Source organism: Paraburkholderia sp. (genome assembly GCF_035501035.1).
GTDB lineage: Bacteria > Pseudomonadota > Gammaproteobacteria > Burkholderiales > Burkholderiaceae > Paraburkholderia.
Genome location: NZ_DATJWR010000336.1, coordinates 10,799 through 29,042, shown reverse-complemented (window position 1 = coordinate 29,042; position 18,244 = coordinate 10,799). Strand labels below are relative to the sequence as shown.

The following is an 18,244-nucleotide window of genomic DNA, read 5'->3' as shown; positions in this document are numbered from 1 at the left end:
GTATCAGTGGGGGGGTGCGCGGGGGGTTAAAACCGCCTCCCGTCGTGCCGCGCCAAGCGTGGCGGGGCCTCTGGGCTTGACAAAGGATATTGGTCTGGAACGCGATCCCTTCGATCACGCCGGTGATCTCGACCATCTTTTCCGATGAAGCCTGAATGGCCGACATGGTATCCACCACGGCCGCCACGGCCGCGCCGCCTTCGGCAGCCGCGGTGCTCGCGGTCGTGACGAGTTGGCGTGCCTGGTTGGCGTTGGCCTCGTTGTGCTGCACGGTCGAAGTGAGTTGCTCCATGCTGGCCGCGGTTTGCTGCAGCGAGGCGGCCTGCTCTTCGGTGCGCGAGGACAGGTCGATGTTGCCCGCGGCAATTTCGCCCGCACCCGAGGTCACGGACTGCGCGCCCGAGCGGATCTCGTTGATCATCGTGACGAGGCTCGTCTGCATGCGCGCGATCGAGGCAAGCAGACTGCGCTCGTCGCCGGGCCGCAGCGCCACGCGCTCGGTCAGATCGCCGGTGGCGATCCGGTGCGTGACCGCCACCGCATAGCGCGGCTCGCCGCCGAGCGTGCCGACCAGATTGCGGATGATCTGCCAGGACAGCACGCCGATGACCGCCACCGCCGCGACGATGAGCGCGAGGAGAACGCGCCCCGTGCGCCAGAAGGTCGCATCGATGTCGTTCAGGAAGAAGCCCGTGCCGATCCACCAGCCCCACGGCTCGAACTCCACGATGCCGTTCATCTTTTCCGTGAGCTCGCCCGTGGTGGGGTGCTTCGACATCGTCATCATGACGGGCATGTGCTCGCGCGCGAGCATCTCGCGGTAGAGATCGGTGTCGGGGCGGCCGTCGGGCGCCTTGCCCACGTTGATCTTGCCAATCGAGGCGAGGTTGCGGTGAACCAGCGTGGTGCCGTCGGGCAGCCGCGCCCAGAAGTAGCTCTGATCGGAATAGTTGAGCTGGTTGAGCGCCTGGCGCGTTGCCGCCTGCGCCTCCTCGCGGGTCATTTTCCCGGCCACTTCCTGGTCGTGATAGTAGCTGGCGAGATGCTCCGCCATTTGCAGCAGATTCGTGATCTTGCCACGCGTCTCGTCGAGCATTTCCCGCTTGAGACTGACCAGGCCGTAGCCGCCAATGGCGACCAGCCCGACCAGCGCGGTGATGACCAGAAGAAGGAGTCGTGTGGAAATTCGCATGAAACGTTCGTTGACCTTATCAGTTGTTGTCCGGCGTGCGTCGCTCGGCGCGGCCGGCCCTCTCCCCAGGGGCAAGCCAAAACGCACTGCCAAACTTGCTGGCCGACCCGGTGCGAAAGCCAGCATGTCTCCCACAATTAACGGCGCCCGGTGCGCAGTCTTGAGGGGAACGGACCAATTTTTGTGTGACAAGGTTGTGATGGCAGACGTTGTTGCTATACAACCAACAAAACAACCCCGGAATTGCTGGATTTGGCTTGACAACTTCCGTGCCCAATGCGCAGTCGAGCATCGCACCCCACAACCTGACATCGTGCTTTCATTTCACGTGGCGTTCGACTCACGCAGCCCCGCTCACTTCGATTCGAGCTGCTGCCGCATCGAAGCCGTGATGCGCTGGCGCGTCTTGCCGTAATCGCGCCATGGGTCGGCGCGCAAGCCCTCTAGCCGCTCGCGCACGTTCGTCACATTCCATTGGTCGCCGCTCGTGAGCGTATGCAGTTCGTCCCAGCCCACGGGCACCGAAACGCCCAGGCCCGGCCGCGCTCTCGGCGCATACGCCGCGATCGTGCTCGCGCCGCGGCCGTTGCGCAGGTAGTCGATGAAAATGCGGCCCTTACGGTTTTGCGCCCCCATCTTCGCGCTGAAGCGCTCGGGCAACGTGGCCGCCATATGGCTCGCCACCGCGCGCGCGAAGCCCTTCACTTCGTCCCAGCCGGCATGGCGCGTGAGCGGCACGACCACATGCAGCCCCTTGCCGCCGCTCGTCTTGCACCATGCGCTCAGGCCCAGCGCGTCGAGCAGTTCGCGCGTGAGCTGCGCCGCCTCGAGCATGCGTTCCCATGCAAGCGACGGGTCGGGGTCGAGATCGAAGACGATCCGGTCCGGCTTCTCGATGCTCGTCGTGAGCGCATTCCAGGTGTGCAGTTCGATGGTGTCCATTTGCGCCGCGCCCACGAGCGCCTCGGTGGAATCGATGGTGAGCAGCGGCGCGTGCCCGGGATCGAGACCGTCGTGCTGCGTCGCGTGAGGAATGAGCCGCGAACTGGCGTGCTTCTGGAAGAACAGCTCGCCGCCCACGCCCTTGGGTGCACGCGCGAGCGCAACCGGCCGACTCTTCAGGTGCGGCAGTAGCCACGGCGCTATCGATTCGAAGTACTGAACGAGGTCGAGTTTGCGCAGGCCGCTGTGTGCGTCGATCACACGCTCGGGATGCGTGATGCGGATGCCGGCCACCTCGGCCACCCCGGCCTGATCGTGCGCGGCACGGCGCGGGCTGTGCGCTGCGGGCTTTGTGCCCAGCTTCGTCCTGTGTTTTGCGCCCGCGGCAGACGCGGCGCGCACGGGTGCCGACTGTGCTTCCCGCACGATGCGTATGCCGATCTTGCCGCTCGCCGCGAGTGCTTCGCGCAGCAGCGCATAGGTTTTGCCGGCGCGCTTGTCTGGGGCGAGCCAGTAAGGCGTGTCAAGGTAGAGAAACGACACCTGGGCCGCCTCGACGAAGGCGAGCAGATCCACCGTCTGGGTGGATTCGGGGCTCGCGGCCTCGATCTCCTCGTCGGAGATCACGACGTATTCCCCTTTTTCGTACTCGTAGCCACGCACGATGTCGTCGCGTTCGACGCCTTTGCCGGTGCGCTTGTTGATTTGCCGGTAGCCGACCGGGTCCAGCGTGCGCCGGTCGAGCAGGTTGAAGCCGGTGTGCTCGCTCTGCGTGGCCGGGTAGACCTGCACCGGCACGTAGACAAGCCCGAAACTGATGGCGCCCTTCCATATCGCGCGCGGCATGATCGCATCCTCCTCGCGTTGCCCGTCGTGCCGTCTTCGAGCAATCGCAATGCCCGCCGGCTTTTGGGCGCGAAATTCGGGCCCGTGGCGCCGGGCAAAGGGCCTATACACGTTGCTGAACACATCGAAATTCGCCAACGGGAATACGCGATGCTGCCTTGATAGTCGAACAGGCATCGCCCCACGTTCTCGCCTTGCGCCGCAGATGCGAGTGGCGCGGGCCATGGTCTACGACTGAAACGGAGGCAGCATGCAAGAGAACGGCGCACCTGCACTCACGGTAGAGGAGGCGCTCATTACCGAGGCACTGGCGAGCCGGCCCAACCGCCTGCCCGACTACCAGGGCGAAAGCCGCGCGCTCGAGGCATTGGCGCAGGAAATGGACCGCGATCCATCAGGCGTCCTGCCGATGCTGGCAAGTCACGCGCTCGCGTTATGTCGCGCCGGCTCTGCCGGAGTGAGCGTGCCCGAACGCGACGGGACCACTTCGGTGTTTCGCTGGTGCGCCGTGGCGGGCGATCTGGCCGGCCATCTCGACCGGACGCTGCCCGGCGACGCCTGCCCCTGCGGCGCTGCCGAAGGACGCAAGGCGATGCTGCTGTTCGACCGGCCCGCGCGTTGCTTCGCGTCCTATCATGCGATCGAGCCACCCATTTACGAAGCGCTGCATGTCCCCTGGCGAGCGAACGGCCACGTGGTCGGCACCGTCTGGGCCGTGTCTCACGACCCCGCAAGACAATTCGACGCCGAAGACGCACGCCTGCTGCAAAGTCTCGCCTCATGCGCGAGCGCGGCGCATCAGATGACGTGCGCGCTGCGCGACGCGCAGGACACGGGCCGAAATCTTGCCCAGCAAGTCGCCGAGCGCACACGTACGCTGCAGGACATCAACACGAAGCTGCGCGACGAGGCCGCGCATCGCAAGCAGATCGAACGCGCACTGCGCGAAAGCGAAGCGCGCCTGCAAGCCGCCATCTCCATCGAAACCGTGGGCGTGCTGTTCTTCAATCTCGACGGCAGCATGGTCGACGCGAACAGCGCATTCGAGCAGATGAGCGGCTATAGCCGCGAGAATCTGCGCGCCGCTGCGCATTGGAAGCGGCTCGTGCCGCTCGAATTTCTCGGCGTCACCACGCGCGCCGTCACCGACCTCGCCACGGCAGGACGCACACAGCCCTATGAGCGACAACTGATCCGCAAGGACGGCACGCGCTGGTGGGGCCTCTTCGCGCCCACGCGGCTCTCGGGTGCGGGTATGGGCTCGAAGTGTGCCGAATTTGTGCTGGACATCACGGAGCGCAAGCGCGCGGAAACCGAATGCCTGGAAAGCGAGGAACGCTTTCGCGCGCTCGTGGAAGGATTCGCCCAGGCCGTATGGGAAACCGACGCGCAAGGTTTAACTGAAACGGTCTCGCCAAGCTGGTCGGCCTATACCGGCCAGCCCGCCGAAGAGGGCCTCGGCGACGGATGGGCCAAAGCCGTTCATCCCGACGATCGCGCCCACGCGCTGCATCAGTGGAAGGAAGCCGTTGCGGCGCAACGCGTGGTGAACGCGGAATTCCGCCTGCGCGTGGCCACGGGCGGCTGGAAATGGACCAACGTGCGCGCGGCGCCGATCTGGAATCCGGACGGCACGATACGCAAATGGGTGGGCATGAACATCGACATCGACGACCACCGCTGCGCGCAGGAAGCCCTGCGCGAGAGCGAAGCGCGCTTTCGCGCGCTCGCCGACGCCTCGCCCGCGCTCATCTGGCAGATCGATACGCAGGGCAACACGGTCTACCTGAACCAGCGCTACCTTGCAGCAATCGGCCTCATGCCCGCTCAGTTGCTGGAAACGGGCCTGCATGCGATCGTGCATCCGCAGGACCTGCCCGGCTTTCTTTCGCGCGTGCAGGCTGCGCAGCGCGACCAGAGCGCATTCCAGGTCCGCCTGCGTGTGAAGGTCAAGGACGAAAGCTGGCACTGGTTCGAAACCTGCTGCGCGCCGTGGCTTTCGGCGAGCGGCGAGCTTCGCGGCCATGTGGGCGTCTCGATCGACGTCACGGAAGCCGTGCGCGCCGAAGACGCACTCAAGGAAGCCGACCGCCGCAAGGACGAGTTCCTCGCAACGCTCGCCCATGAATTGCGCAATCCGCTCGCGCCCATCGCCAACGCGCTGCATCTGCTGAGGCGCAGCGATTTTGCCGCGGATTCGCAGCCGATCATCGACATGCTCTATCGTCAGGTGCATCACATGGTTCGGCTGATCGACGACCTGATGGAAGTTTCGCGCATCACGCGCGGCAAGATCGGCCTCGTGAAGGCGCCGGTTTCGCTCGCGGAGATCATCGAGAGTGCCGTCGAAACGAGCCGCCCCGGCATCGATCAGGCGCACCACCAGTTGAGCATCGCGCTGCCCGCTGCGCCCCTCGTGCTCGATGCGGACCGTGTGCGCCTCACCCAGGTCTTTGCGAACATGCTCAACAACGCGGCCCGCTACACCGAAGCGGGCGGCCAGATCCGGCTCGACGCGAGGCGCGAAGGCGATTGGGCAGTGGTTGCGCTGCGCGACACCGGCATCGGCATGTCGGCCCGGCAGATTGATAAGGCATTCGAAATGTTTTCGCAGGTGCATCGCCCCGCGGGCCAGAATCAGGGCGGTCTCGGCATTGGCCTGACCATGGTGCGCCACCTCGTGCGCATGCACGGCGGCACCGTCGAGGCCGCGAGCGCGGGGCCCGGAAAAGGCAGCGAGTTCACGGTGCGCCTGCCGCTATCCCGGCAAGCGCCGGACGGGGCCCGCACAACCCCCACAGGGCAAGCGCGCGCCGCGATATCGCTCGCGGGCAAGCGGATTCTCGTCGTCGACGACAACCACGACGCCGCCGACTCGCTCGCCATGGTCCTCTCTAGCGAAGGCGCCGATGTGCGCGTCGCGTACGACGGCAGCGCCGCGCTCGCCGCGCTGGACGAGGCGGTCCCGAATGCAATCGTGCTCGACATCGGCATGCCCGGCATGGACGGCTACGAAATCGCGCGGCAGATTCGTCAAAACCCGCGTTGCGCCGACATGCGCATCATTGCGCTCACCGGCTGGGGCCAGCACGCCGACCGGCTGCGCTCGCGCATGAGCGGCATCGACTCGCATCTCACCAAGCCGGTTGACTTCGGCATGCTGATCGAATTGCTCGTGGCACGCTGAAGCCGCGCGGGTGCGCCGCCCCTCGCATTTTCCCCAATCGCGGCCCCTCGTCATTGCGGCGGCCCATCGACACCAAAACGCCAGGCCGCAATTTCTTCCGCTACTGCGCGGCCACGGCGCGTCGTAATCGGTCATATCGACTGCCATGTTATGGAACAAGATGCGCGAGCGCTCGACGCCATAGCTCAGATCATCATTCGGCTGGTGGAATTCGCATCGGTCGGCAGGGTATCTGTGCATATTGGGGTAGCGAGAAGCCAACAAGGTACTAGAATGCATGGGTGCAAGTGAAGCAAAGGCAGTCTGTTCAGCCAGAACGATCGGTGGCGGTGTAACGTTTCGAATCCGTTATTGGAGGCATGCTCATGACGTGCCTGAACGAAAAGATTGTCGGTGCAGTCATGCTTATGCTGAGCGGCTACGCGTTCGCCGACGGCACCTTCATGAATGCCCCCGAAACCGAAACCATGACAGTCGCGAATATCGCGCCTGTGCCCATGGAAGTCGTCCCCTCTCTCCCTGAACCTCAGGCGTATTTGCAAAGGTACGAACTGGAATATCAGGGAAATCAGCCAAAGCCGTTCTACGCGCAAGTCGAAAGTTTCTATAGCGCGCCAGTGGCGCACGACAAATACCATTACCAATTCGAGAAAGGCGTGAGTGGAAGCGATTCCGGTTCGCAGTTCGCCGCGCACTCGTCCTCCAGTTATCTGCATTTCGGCCCCTCCACCGCGCCGCAAATCTCGATCGTCCAGATCCCGGACCCCACGCTTACGCTCGGCGCGCAGCCGCAGCGCAGGCTCTCGCTGACTGTCGACGACTGGGTGTTTTCCGCGACTGCGCGTCTCGCCGTTCTCCATTCTCACGACTCGGGTGCGACGATTTCCGTGCGGCACGGCTTTTCCGGTTTTTAGCCGCTAAAGCGCAATAGTCAATCAATATGCCGGAAGTGTTGATGCCGGCACGGCGAGTCATTGCATGGACAAGGATTGTGGATCTCTCGCGTCCACGCGCTTTCACGCGCACTGCGCTTTTATTTGGCATACCAATTCGCTGATTCGCGTGCGTCTCGCTCGGGCTTTTGTATGAATACGCTGCCACGTCGGCCGAGGCGCGTTCTGATGCGCCGAGTTGCCTGTTTGCGCCACATGCCGGGAACGGCGCATGCTACAGGCCATCGCGAGCCGAAACCCACCCCGCCCGATGAATCCACCCGAAACGCCCGCCATCATCGAAACGACGCTGCCCGCGCGGCTCGACCGCCTGCCGTGGGGCCGCTTTCACGTGCTGATCGTCGTCGCGCTGGGCGTCACCTGGCTGCTCGACGGCCTGGAAGTCACGCTGGCCGGAGCCGTCGCCAGCGCACTGAAAATGAGCCCACTGCTGCGGCTCGACAATGCCCAGGTGGGCCTTGCCGGCAGCGCCTACATTGCGGGCGCGGTGTGCGGCGCGCTCGGCTTCGGCTGGCTTACCGACCGGCTCGGCCGCCGCAAGCTCTTCTTCGTGACACTCGCCGTGTATCTGCTCGCCACTGCCGCCACGGCGCTTTCGTGGAATTTCGCGAGCTTCGTGGCGTTTCGGGCGCTCACCGGCGCGGGCATAGGCGGCGAGTATGCGGCGATCAATTCGACGATCCAGGAGTTCACGCCCGCGCGCGTGCGCGGCTGGACCGATCTCAGCATCAACGGCACGTTCTGGGTGGGCGCGGGCATCGGCGCGGCGGGCTCGCTCGTGCTGCTCGACCCGCATCTCTTACCCCCCGACTGGGGCTGGCGCGCGTGCTTTTTTATCGGCGCGGCGCTCGCGCTCGTCATCTTGCCCATGCGCCGCTGGATTCCCGAAAGCCCGCGCTGGCTACTCACGCACGGCGAGCACGATGAGGCGAAGCGCATCGTTCAGGACATCGAAACGCGCTTTCGCGCGGCGGGCCATACGCTCAGCTCCCCTCCCGACGACCCGCTGCGGCTGCACGCTCGCAGCCATACGCCGCTGAGCGCCGTGCTGCACGCCCTCTTCGTGCGCCACCGGCGGCGCGCGCTGGTGGGCCTCACGCTCATGACTTCGCAGGCCTTCTTCTACAACGCGATTTTCTTCACCTATGCGCTCGTGCTCACGGAGTTCTACCGCGTGCCCGGCAGCGAAGTGGGACTCTACCTGCTGCCGTTCGCGCTCGGCAACTTTCTCGGGCCTATCTTGCTGGGGAGGCTTTTCGACGTGATCGGCCGACGCACGATGATCGCCACGACCTACGCGCTCTCGGGCGTGCTGCTCACGGCGAGCGGGTGGCTCTTCGAGCAGGGATTGCTCACGGTGACGACGCAAACCATCGCATGGATGGTGATTTTCTTCTTCGCCTCGGCGGCGGCGAGCTCCGCCTACCTGACCGTGAGCGAATCGTTCCCGCTGGAAATCCGCGCGCTCGCCATTGCCGTGTTCTACGCGTTCGGCACGGCGCTGGGCGGCATCATCGGGCCGGCGTTCTTCGGACGGCTCATCGATACCCACCAGCGCAGCGAGGTATTCACAGGCTACCTGGTGGGCTCCGCGCTCATGGTCGGCGCCGCGCTCGTTGCCGCGATCTGGGGCGTGGACGCGGAGCGCAAGTCGCTCGAGCACGTCGCCACACCGCTCTCGGCGGTCCGCGACGAATAAGGCAGGCCGCCGCCCGGCAGCGCCGGAACAGCCTGTTTCACTTGCGCGTCTGCAGAACTTCCGTCTCACCGCGGAAAGACCCCATACCACGCAGGCTGCCGTGTCGAGCCGTATCGCCTCGCTGGAGGAGAGCTTCGACGTGCGCCAGTCCGACGGCAATTCGCGTTCGGCCACGCTCACACCCACGGACCGCAAAGGGCTCGTCTGCGCCGAGCGCATTGTGAATCTCGGCGAGGAAATACGCCGCGGAGCCGAGCACGCGAGCACGCGGCCGTGCGCGTGGATCTCGCACGGCGCTGGCCTGGTCCGGTTCCCTCTCGGCGCCACTCACCCTCGTCGGCTAGAATACGGCTCCGCCAAAGCCATTTATCGAATCAACGGAGTGTTTTCAGTGACTGAAGTGAATAAAGCCGCCATTCAACCGGGCAACGTCTTCAAGGACAACCTCGCACTGCTGCCGGGCATCGACGGCATCGAGCGCATCGATCTCGTGGACGGCCAGGGCGCCGTCGTCGCGAGCATCGAAAACCAGCCCGGCAAGCAAGGCTCGGTCGCGGTCTACCACTATCTGCGCGAAGCGTTCGGTACGCTCGACGCACGCGCTGCCGAGCACGGCCTCGCCGTGTTCGCCGAACACACCGCCGACGCGCGCAACCGTCCCGGCGCACACCCGAACGTCGACCGTCTGCTCGAAATCGCGGCAGGCGCTCCGGCGCTGCGCATCGACGTCATCGCCGCAGCCTGAGCATGGGATGTGAGCGAGCGTGCCACGTTGCACGCTTCGCTTCACGGTGGCCCGCAACGCAGGCCACCTCTTTTTTCTCCGCTGATCTTGCAGCAGCCGCGAGGCTCACTCCACCGTGTCGTTCACGTCGGTGAGGCGGATCATGTGCGGACGCACGCGCGCCTCGTCCTCGGGCTCCTCCTGCGCCGGCGGATGAATGAGCGCGTCGAGCCGCGCCCGTGTGGCGAGGAATTCGGGCGTGTTGAACTGCGCATAGCTGCGCGGACGCGGCACCGGCACCTCGATCAGCTCCTGCACCTCGCCCGGATGCGCCTTGAGCACGAGAATGCGGTCGGCAAGAAAGATCGCCTCGTCGAGATCGTGCGTGATGAAGAAGATCGTGATGTCGACGTTGCGCCAGATATCGAGCAGATGCGCCTGCATCTTCGCGCGCGTCTGCGCGTCGAGCGCGCCGAACGGCTCGTCCATCAGCAGGATGCCGGGCCGGTTGGCGAGCGCGCGAGCGATCGCCACGCGCTGCTTCATGCCGCCGGAAAGCTGGTGCGGATACGCGTTGGCGAACTTCTCGAGGCCCACGAGATCGAGCCATTGCAGCGCCTCGCGCTCGGCCTGCGTGTTGCCCTGTCCATTCATACGCAGTCCGAACATAACGTTCTTCTTGACCGTGAGCCACGGAAACAGCGTATAGCCCTGGAACACCATGCCGCGGTCGGCGCCGGGGCCGCGCACCGTCTTGCCGTTCACGCGCACCTCGCCCGAGGTCTGTGTTTCGAGGCCCGCGAGAATGCGGATGAGCGTGGATTTGCCGCAGCCCGAAGGCCCGATCACGCACACGAACTCGCGCCGGTGCGTGGTGAAGCTCACATCGGCGAGTGCCGTGTGCTCGCCTTGCGGCGTGACGAAGCGCTTCGTGAGATTGCGCACTTCGAGGATCGGCTCGCGCGCTTTCAGGCGTTCGAAGCGCGAGCGCACCGCATCGGACTGAAGGAGATAGTCGGGAACGGTTTGCGGATTGAACATGATGCGGTCCTTGAAGTTCCGGATGTGTTTCGATGAGCACGAGAGCTTGCGAATACTTCAGGCCTTGAGCGTGCGGTCCCACGGAAACAGCTTGCGCCCGAGGAACGCGAGCACGAGATCGGTGCCAAGCCCGATGATGCCGATCATCATGATGGCCGCGTAGACGTTGTCGAAGTGCTGGTAGCGCGCCTGCTGCGTGATGTACCAGGTGATGCCCGAGCTCGTGCCCACGAGCTCTGCGACGATCAGGTAGGTCCACGCCCAGCCGAGCAGGATGCGCTGGTCGCGGTAGAGGTCGGGCAGGATGCCGGGCACGACCACGTGCGTGAGCAGCTTCAGGCGCGTGGTGCCGAGCGTCATCGCCGCTTCGAGCAGGCCGTATTCGAGCTTGCGCGTGGTGTTGGCGATGATGAGCACCTGTTGGAACAGCGTGCCGATCACGATGATGGCGATCTTCGGCGCATCGTAGATGCCGAGCACGGCCACCATCAGTGCGCCGAACGCGGGCGCGGGCAGATAGCGGAAGAACTCGAAGAACGGCTCCTGAAGGCGCGCGAGCACGCTATAGGTGCCGCACACGATGCCGAGCGGCACGCCGATCAGCGAAGACACGACGAAGCCCCAGAAGATGATCTGGATGCTGTGCCAGAGGCTCTGATGCAGCCATACACCGTCCTGCGAGGCAGGCGGTGTCGTGAACGCGGTGTAGAACGCGCGCAGCACCTCGTGCGGCGCGGGCAGATACACCGGGTTCGCGCTCACCCCCGCCGGCAGGGCGGCGTGAGTCTCTCGCGCATGGTCGAGCTCGTCGGCGAACACGGCCTTGTCGACACGCATGCCGGGCTGGAAATAGTCCACGCTGCCCGGCTGCGTGATCAACACCTGCGGATGCCAGACGAAGGGCACGTAGCTCACCACGCACCACACGAGCACCGGCAACAGAAACGAGCCGATGCCCAACATCCACTTGCCACGCGGCGAAAGCTCGCGGCGTACGGCGAACCACCCAGTCTGGCTGATTTCGGCCATGATCTTCTCCTGCTTGATGACGACGGTCGACGGTCGACGAAATGCCGCCTTATTTCAGCGCGCTGGTGAGCGACGGGTCCACATAGGCACTCACGTCCTGCGAGCTCTTGTAGACCTGGTACTTCACGTTGAATGCGTCGGCGGTCCGGCTCGAACCGTACAGCGAGCGAAAGCCGTCAGCCTTCACGTAGGCCTGTTGCGCCTCAGGCAGCGTGAGCAGCTTCGTGCCCTTGAGCAGCGGCAGATATTGCGCCGGCGTGAGGCCCACGCGCGCGGCCATGATCTTCACGGCGTCGGGCTGCGTGGCCGGGTCGTCGATGTACTTCACCACGCGGTACCAGACCTGCGCGAGCTTCTCGTAGTCGGCCTTGTGCGCGGCGAGGCTCACTGGGTTCACGGCGAGCACGTCGTAGATGAGGCCCGGCTCGTCGGCGGACGTGAACACGGGGCGCGCGCCCGGCACCGCACGCTGCGCCTCGCCCGCGTTCGGCTGCCACGCGGCAATGGCCGCCACGTCGCCAGACGCGAGCACCTGCGGCGTTTCGTTCGTCTTCGCGTTGACGAGCGTGACGTCGCCCTCCTTCAGGCCCGCGCGCTGAAGCGCGTCGAGCAGCAGCAGGTGATCGACCACGCCGAACTCCACGCCGATCTTCTTGCCCTTGAGGTCCTGGATCTTGCGCGCGGGCGGCTTGGCGATGACCATGTCGTTGCCGTTCGAATAGTCGGTGATGAGCGCCATCACGTTCTTCGCTCCATTCGCCCCCATCGTGAGCGCGTCGCCGTTGGTGACGAGCACGGCGTCGAGCTTGTTGGCCGCGAACGCGTCCATGGAAGCGGCGTAGTCGAACCAGTCGAACTTCACGTCGAGACCCGCTTCCTTGAACCAGCCCTTGTCGATCGCAACCTGCCACGCCACCCAGCCCGGCCAGTCGCTATAGCCGATGCGCAGCGGCGCCGCGCTCGCGGCCTGCGCGCCGGCCGCGAACAGTCCCGCGGCGAGCGTGAGCGCACTCGCGGCGCGCAGCGCCCAGCGGCGCAGATGTGTGCCCGCTTTCGCGTGGCGCGTTTCGTTTGCATGGCTTGCGAACGGATGGTGCGTCGTCTTCATGGCGGATCTCCGGGAAAAAAGGTGCAACGGGTTTCTTGACGTAATGGCTTGAGATTTCATGCTTCGGCGCTCTCGGCTTGTGTCTGCGCCTGGGCCTGAGATTGGGTCTGCGCAGCGCGATATGCGCGCCAGCCGCCGTGAGCGCTGATGTCGGGTGCGCCAGCGAGCGCGGCGCTCTCGCAAAGGAAGCCGAGCGCCGTCTCGCCGTTGGCGAGTGCTATCGTGCCGATGCCGAGCGGCGCGGGAATGCCCGCGACGAACGAACCGAACGCTACAGTTGGCATCTCCCAGACTTCGACTTCGATTGCCGCGCCACCTTCGTTCACGCGCCCGAGGCCGGGCTTCGCGGGCGCTTGCGGCACCGCTTGCGGGAGTGCGTAAAGGCGATAGACATTCGCAGTGGTCGTGGTTTCGACGAGGCGCGCGCCACGCTCGGTCAGCTGCGCGTTGAGCGGCTCGCCGCTCAGGTGCGCGCCCACCACGGCAACCCGCACCGTGGGCGCGGCTCCTTCGTGCGCAGGCCGCACCGCCTCGAACTTGCCCTCGCCGGTCCACGCGCGGGCCAGATCGAGCAGAAACGCGTCGTCGTGTGCGCGCGCAACGAACGTGATGCCGAACGGCTTGCCCGCGTGCGGGCCCGTTGCGCATTCACCCGCTGGCACAGCAAGTGCACTGAGGTCGAGCAGGTTCACGAAGTTCGTGTAGTAACCAAAGCGCGCATTCACGCCGATGGGGTCCGCTTCGAGTTCGTCCACGGTGGCCGTGGTCGGCGAAGTGGGCGTGACGAGCGCATCGATGTGCCGCCATGCGCGCTCGCTCACCATGCGCAGCGCGGCAAGGCGGTCGAGCGCTGCGAAGGCGTCGGCCGCACTCCAGCGCGTCGCGCCGCCCACGATCTCGCGCGTGACCGGATGCAGCGCCTCGGGCTGCGCCTCGAAGAACGGACGGATCGCAGCAAGACGCTCGGCCACGAATGGGCCTTCGTAGAGCAGCCGCGCCGTGGCGAGGAACGGCTCGAAATCGATCTCGACGAGTTCGGCACCGGCCGCACGCAGCTTCGCGAGCGCCGCATCGAACGCTTCGGCATACGAACTATTGCCATAGAAGTTCAGTTGTGCCGCGCGCGGTACGCCGAAGCGCACGCCCGCGAGCGAAGCGCGAGCACGTCCCGCAGGCTGCCAGGCGCGCGCGTAAGGGTCGTCCTCCGTCACACCGCGCGCGCACTCGAACACGCGCTGGGCGTCATTGGCGCAATGCGCAAAGATCGAGACGCAATCGAGCGAGCGGCAGGCGGGCACGACGCCCAGCGTGCTCAGCACGCCCTTGGTCGGCTTGAGGCCCACGAGCCCATGAAACGCAGCGGGCACGCGGCCCGAGCCCGCCGTATCGGTGCCGAGCGAGAACGCCGCAAGCCCGAGCGCGACGGCCACCGCCGACCCCGAACTCGAACCGCCCGAGGCGTACGCCGGGTCGAGCGCGTTGCGGCACGCGCCGTGCGGCGAACGCTGACCCGATAGCCCCGTGGCGAACTGGTCGAGATTGGTCTTGCCGACGGGAATCGCCCCCGCCGCGATCAGCCGCTCGACCACGGGCGCACTGCGCTCCGGCGTGTAGGCGTAAGCGGGGCAAGCCGCCGTGGTCGGCACGCCCGCCAGATCGATGTTGTCCTTGATGGCGAACGGCACGCCGTAGAGCGGCAGCGCGGACGGATCCTGGCTTGCGAGCGCATTCGCGTAACGCATCATCTCGTCGCGTGTGAGCGCGCGTATCCATACGCGATGCGGGTCCTCGCCAGCCGTGCGCGCGGCAATGCGCTCGACGAGCTGCGCCGGTGTGAGACTGCCTTCCAGATAGCGCGCGCGCAGCGCCTCGATCGTCATCGGCAGGTCGTCGTTGTGCTTGTTCATTGGCATGCGGCCTCCTCGCCGCTCACGGCTGCTGCTTGCGCGGCGTCGACCGATGCTTCGGACGCCACACGGATCACCATTAAACGCTGGCCCGCCACCACGGCGTCTCCCGCCGCGCAATCGAGCGTTTCGATCACGCCGCTTGCGCTTGCGTTCACGGTCACTTCCATCTTCATCGATTCGAGAATCGCCACGTCCTGCCCTTCCTCGACACGATCGCCTTCGGACACGAGCAGCTTCCACACGCTGCCCGAGACATCGGCGCCGATTGCGCGGCAGTCTTCTGGCAACGCTTGCGCCGCACGCGCGGCGCTCGCCGCGTCATCAGCCGCACCCTCCGCAACGTATTCCGCCTGACCCGCCGCGCGCCAGCGTTCGCGCTCGGCTTCGAACGAGGCCTGCTGCGTGGTCTTGAACGCCGCGATCGAGGCTGCCTCGTCGCGCAGGAAGCGCTCGTATTCGCCAAGGTCGAACACCGACTCCTCGATCCGCAGGCTGCGCCGCCCCGCGAGGAATTCGCTGCGCCACTCCGCGAGTTCGGCCTCGCTCACCTCATAGAAGCGGATCTCGTCGAAGAAGCGCAGCAGCCACGGCTTGCCCGGCGCGAATTCGGCCGTCGTGCGATAGCGGTTCCACATCTGCACGGTGCGTCCCACGAACTGATATCCGCCGGGGCCTTCCATGCCGTACACGCACAGATACGCGCCGCCAATGCCCACGGCATTCTCAGGCGTCCACGTGCGCGCCGGGTTGTACTTGGTCGTGACGAGCCGATGGCGCGGATCGACAGGCGTCGCGACCGGCGCGCCCAGGTAGACGTCGCCGAGGCCGAGCACGAGGTAGCGCGCGTCGAACACGATGCGTTTCACGTCGTCGATGCTCGCGAGCCCGTTGATGCGGCGGATGAACTCGATATTGCTCGGGCACCACGGCGCGTCCGGGCGCACCGACTGCATGTAGCGCTCGATGGCGACGCGCGTGGACGGGTCGTCCCACGAGAGCGGCAGATGCACGATGCGGTTGGGCACGCGCATCGCATCGACGGCGGGTAGCGCTGATTCGGCATCCTTAAGATGGTCGATCAGACGGTCGAGCGTGAGCCGCGCGGGATCGAAATGCACCTGCAGCGAGCGGATGCCCGGCGTGAGATCGACGATGCCCGGCAGTCGGTGCTCATCGAGCCAGTTCATGAGCGCATGCACGCGAAAGCGCAGCTTCAGGTCGAGCACGGACGGCCCGTACTCGATCAGCAGGTTGCGGTCGCCCGAGCGGCGGTACACCACGCCCACGCCTTCGCCGGAAGAATCGTCGCGGTACAGCACGCATTCATGCGTGGCCTCGCTCGAAGCCGCACGCGTAGCGGGCACGAAGCGCACCGTATCGCCGGGGCGCAACTGCCCAAGCTTCCACAACTCGTCGCCGACCACCGTGACCGGGCACACGAAGCCGCCGAGACTCGGGCCGTCCGGGCCGAGAATCACGGGCATGTCGCCGGTGAAGTCCACCGCGCCGATCGCATAGGCGTTGTCGTGGATATTCGACGGATGCAGGCCCGCCTCGCCGCCGTCCGCGCGCGCCCACTGCGGCTTCGGGCCGATCAGGCGCACCCCCGTGCGGCTCGAGTTGTAGTGCACGGTCCAGCGCGCCTCATAAAGCATCGCAATGTCTTCGCGCGTGAGGAAGTCAGGCGCGCCGTGCGGGCCATCCAGCACCGCAAGTTCCCATTCGTGCGTGAGCGCCGGCAAGCGCTCCTGCGCAAGCCGTGCGCCCGCTTCGCCTTTGCCCGCGCCGGGCGCGAGATGCAGCACGTCGCCCTTGCGCAGCGCGCGACCCGCGTGGCCGCCGAACTGCCCGAGCGTGAACGTCGCCTTGCTGCCGAGGTAGTCGGGCACCTGCAGCCCGCCCTTCACCGCAAGGCACGCGCGCACGCCCGCGCCCGTCACGCCACCCAGCTTGAGCACCGCGCCCGCGCCAGCGCGCACCACCTGCCAGTACGGCACGGGCTCGCCGTCGAGTGTCGCGGCAAGCGGCGCGCCGCCCAGCACGAAAAGCGTCTCCGTGTTGAAGCGCAACGTCGCGCCAACCATCGTGAATTCGAGGCCGGCCGCGTCAGGCGCATTGTCGAGCAGTTCGTTGGCGAGTTTGAACGAGCGGTCGTCCATCGGGCCGGAAGGCGGCACGCCCACGTCCCAGTAACCAAGGCGGCCCGGCGTCTGCTGGACGGTCGTCTGCACGCCGCCGTCGAGCACGTCGATCGTATGCGGCGCGAACAGGAAGCGACCAAGGAAACCGGTGGTCTGCTCGCCGGCCACGAACGTTGCGCATCCAACGATCGCACGCAGATAGTCGAGATTCGTCTCGATGCCATAGAGCTGGGTGCGCGCGAGTGCGCTGCCGAGCTTCGCGAGCGCGGCCTCGCGCGTGGCGCCCGTGGCGATGATTTTCGCGAGCAACGGATCGTAGAACGCGCTGACTTCGGTGCCCGCGTCGATCCACGTGTCCACGCGCGCATCGGCGGGAAACCCGACGTGCGTGAGCAAGCCCGAACTCGGCTGGAACTGGCGGTTCGGATCTTCGGCGTAGACGCGTACCTGTATGCTCGCCGCGCCCGGCGCGAGGGTATCCACGCGCGAGAGCGTATCGAGCGGCGCGAGCGTGCCTTCGGCCTGGCGGATCATCCATTCGACGAGATCGACGCCGTACACCTCCTCCGTCACGCCATGCTCCACCTGCAGCCGCGTGTTGACCTCCAGGAAGTAGAACGCGCGCGTTTGCGTGTCGAACACGAACTCCACGGTGCCCGCGCTCGCATAGTCCACCGCTTTCGCAAGGCGCACGGCGGTCGCATGCAGCGCGCGGCGTTCCTCATCGGTCAGGCCCGGCGCGGGCGTCTCTTCGATCACCTTCTGGTTGCGCCGCTGCACCGAGCAGTCGCGCTCGCCAAGCGAGATCACATGGCCTGCGCCGTCGCCGAACACCTGCACTTCGATATGGCGTGCATGCTCGACGAACTTTTCCAGGTACACACCCGCGTTTGCGAAGTTCGTCTCGCCGAGGCGCGCGACCGAGGCGAACGCGGCTTCGAGTTGCGCAGCGTCACGGCACAGCGACATGCCGATACCGCCTCCGCCCGCCGTGCTCTTGAGCATCACCGGGTAGCCGAGTTTAGCCGCCGCTTCCAGCGCTTCGGCCACGCCAGCAAGCAGGCCGGTGCCCGGCAGCAACGCCACCTCGTTGGCGCGGGCGATTTCGCGCGCCGTGTGCTTGAGTCCAAAGGCGGTCATCTGCTCCGGGCGCGGGCCGATGAAGGCAATGCCCGAGCGTTCGCACGCACTGGCGAACGCGGCGTTCTCCGAGAGAAAACCATAGCCCGGATGCACGGCCTGCGCACCGGTGCGGCGCGCGGCCGCGAGAATCGCCTCGGCGTTCAGGTAGCTTTGCGCAACGGGAGCGGGCCCGATGCAGACGGCTTCGTCCGCGAGCGTCACGTGCATTGCGTGGCGATCCGCTTCCGAGTACACGGCCACCGATGCGATGCCAAGGCGCTTCAACGTGCGGATCACGCGGCACGCAATCTCGCCGCGGTTGGCAATGAGGATCTTGTCGAATGCCATCG

11 protein-coding genes and 1 pseudogene are annotated in these 18,244 nt (G+C 66.0%); 5 read left to right on the top strand and 7 right to left on the bottom strand.

Features of this window, described 5'->3' with window-relative positions:
- Positions 1 to 1,192 (bottom strand): cache domain-containing protein (locus VMJ11_RS24960; RefSeq protein WP_325622779.1); only part of this gene is annotated, 1,192 nt, incomplete at its 3' end.
- 354 nt (positions 1,193 to 1,546) lie between these two features.
- A complete protein-coding gene (gene ligD / locus VMJ11_RS34550; RefSeq protein ID WP_414694465.1) occupies positions 1,547 to 2,980 on the bottom strand; it encodes a non-homologous end-joining DNA ligase in 1,434 nt (477 codons plus the stop codon).
- A gap of 250 nt (positions 2,981 to 3,230) precedes the next feature.
- Here ligD and VMJ11_RS24945 point away from each other — a divergent pair, with 250 nt between their 5' ends.
- The 5 genes and pseudogenes from VMJ11_RS24945 to VMJ11_RS24925 all read left to right on the top strand — a co-directional run bounded on the left by VMJ11_RS24945 (position 3,231) and on the right by VMJ11_RS24925 (position 9,564).
- Positions 3,231 to 6,167, top strand: coding sequence for a PAS domain S-box protein (locus VMJ11_RS24945; protein WP_325622777.1), 2,937 nt, complete (start codon positions 3,231 to 3,233; stop codon positions 6,165 to 6,167).
- A gap of 365 nt (positions 6,168 to 6,532) precedes the next feature.
- A complete protein-coding gene (locus tag VMJ11_RS24940) occupies positions 6,533 to 7,081 on the top strand; it encodes a hypothetical protein (protein WP_325622775.1) in 549 nt (182 codons plus the stop codon).
- Positions 7,082 to 7,370: 289 nt separating this feature from the next.
- On the top strand, positions 7,371 to 8,819 hold the full coding sequence (locus VMJ11_RS24935) for an MFS transporter (protein WP_325622773.1): 1,449 nt from the start codon (positions 7,371 to 7,373) through the stop codon (positions 8,817 to 8,819).
- Positions 8,820 to 8,868: 49 nt separating this feature from the next.
- Positions 8,869 to 9,129 (top strand): annotated as a pseudogene (locus tag VMJ11_RS24930) (helix-turn-helix domain-containing protein); the annotation flags it as partial.
- A 90-nt stretch (positions 9,130 to 9,219) separates the two neighbouring features.
- Positions 9,220 to 9,564, top strand: a complete 345-nt coding sequence (locus VMJ11_RS24925) for a DUF2322 family protein (protein ID WP_325622783.1) — start codon at positions 9,220 to 9,222, stop codon at positions 9,562 to 9,564.
- 105 nt (positions 9,565 to 9,669) lie between these two features.
- Here VMJ11_RS24925 and VMJ11_RS24920 read toward each other — a convergent pair whose 3' ends face one another.
- From VMJ11_RS24920 to VMJ11_RS24900, 5 genes are read right to left on the bottom strand one after another with little or no spacing between them, the layout of a single operon-like run.
- A complete protein-coding gene (locus VMJ11_RS24920; protein ID WP_325622771.1) occupies positions 9,670 to 10,584 on the bottom strand; it encodes an ABC transporter ATP-binding protein in 915 nt (304 codons plus the stop codon).
- Between the two features lie 57 nt (positions 10,585 to 10,641).
- Positions 10,642 to 11,613 carry an ABC transporter permease gene (locus tag VMJ11_RS24915; RefSeq protein ID WP_325622770.1) on the bottom strand — a complete coding sequence of 324 codons (972 nt, stop codon included), beginning with the start codon at positions 11,611 to 11,613 and terminating at the stop codon, positions 10,642 to 10,644.
- A 49-nt stretch (positions 11,614 to 11,662) separates the two neighbouring features.
- Entirely contained in the window at positions 11,663 to 12,721 is a 1,059-nt protein-coding gene (locus VMJ11_RS24910) for an ABC transporter substrate-binding protein (protein ID WP_325622769.1), read from the bottom strand.
- A 56-nt stretch (positions 12,722 to 12,777) separates the two neighbouring features.
- Positions 12,778 to 14,628 (bottom strand): allophanate hydrolase, encoded by a 1,851-nt coding sequence (gene atzF / locus VMJ11_RS24905; RefSeq protein WP_325622767.1) that lies wholly within the window; start codon positions 14,626 to 14,628, stop codon positions 12,778 to 12,780.
- On the bottom strand, positions 14,625 to 18,242 hold the full coding sequence (locus tag VMJ11_RS24900; protein WP_325622781.1) for a 5-oxoprolinase/urea amidolyase family protein: 3,618 nt from the start codon (positions 18,240 to 18,242) through the stop codon (positions 14,625 to 14,627). The genes atzF and VMJ11_RS24900 overlap by 4 nt, the downstream gene beginning before the upstream one ends.
- Positions 18,243 to 18,244: the final 2 nt, after the last annotated feature.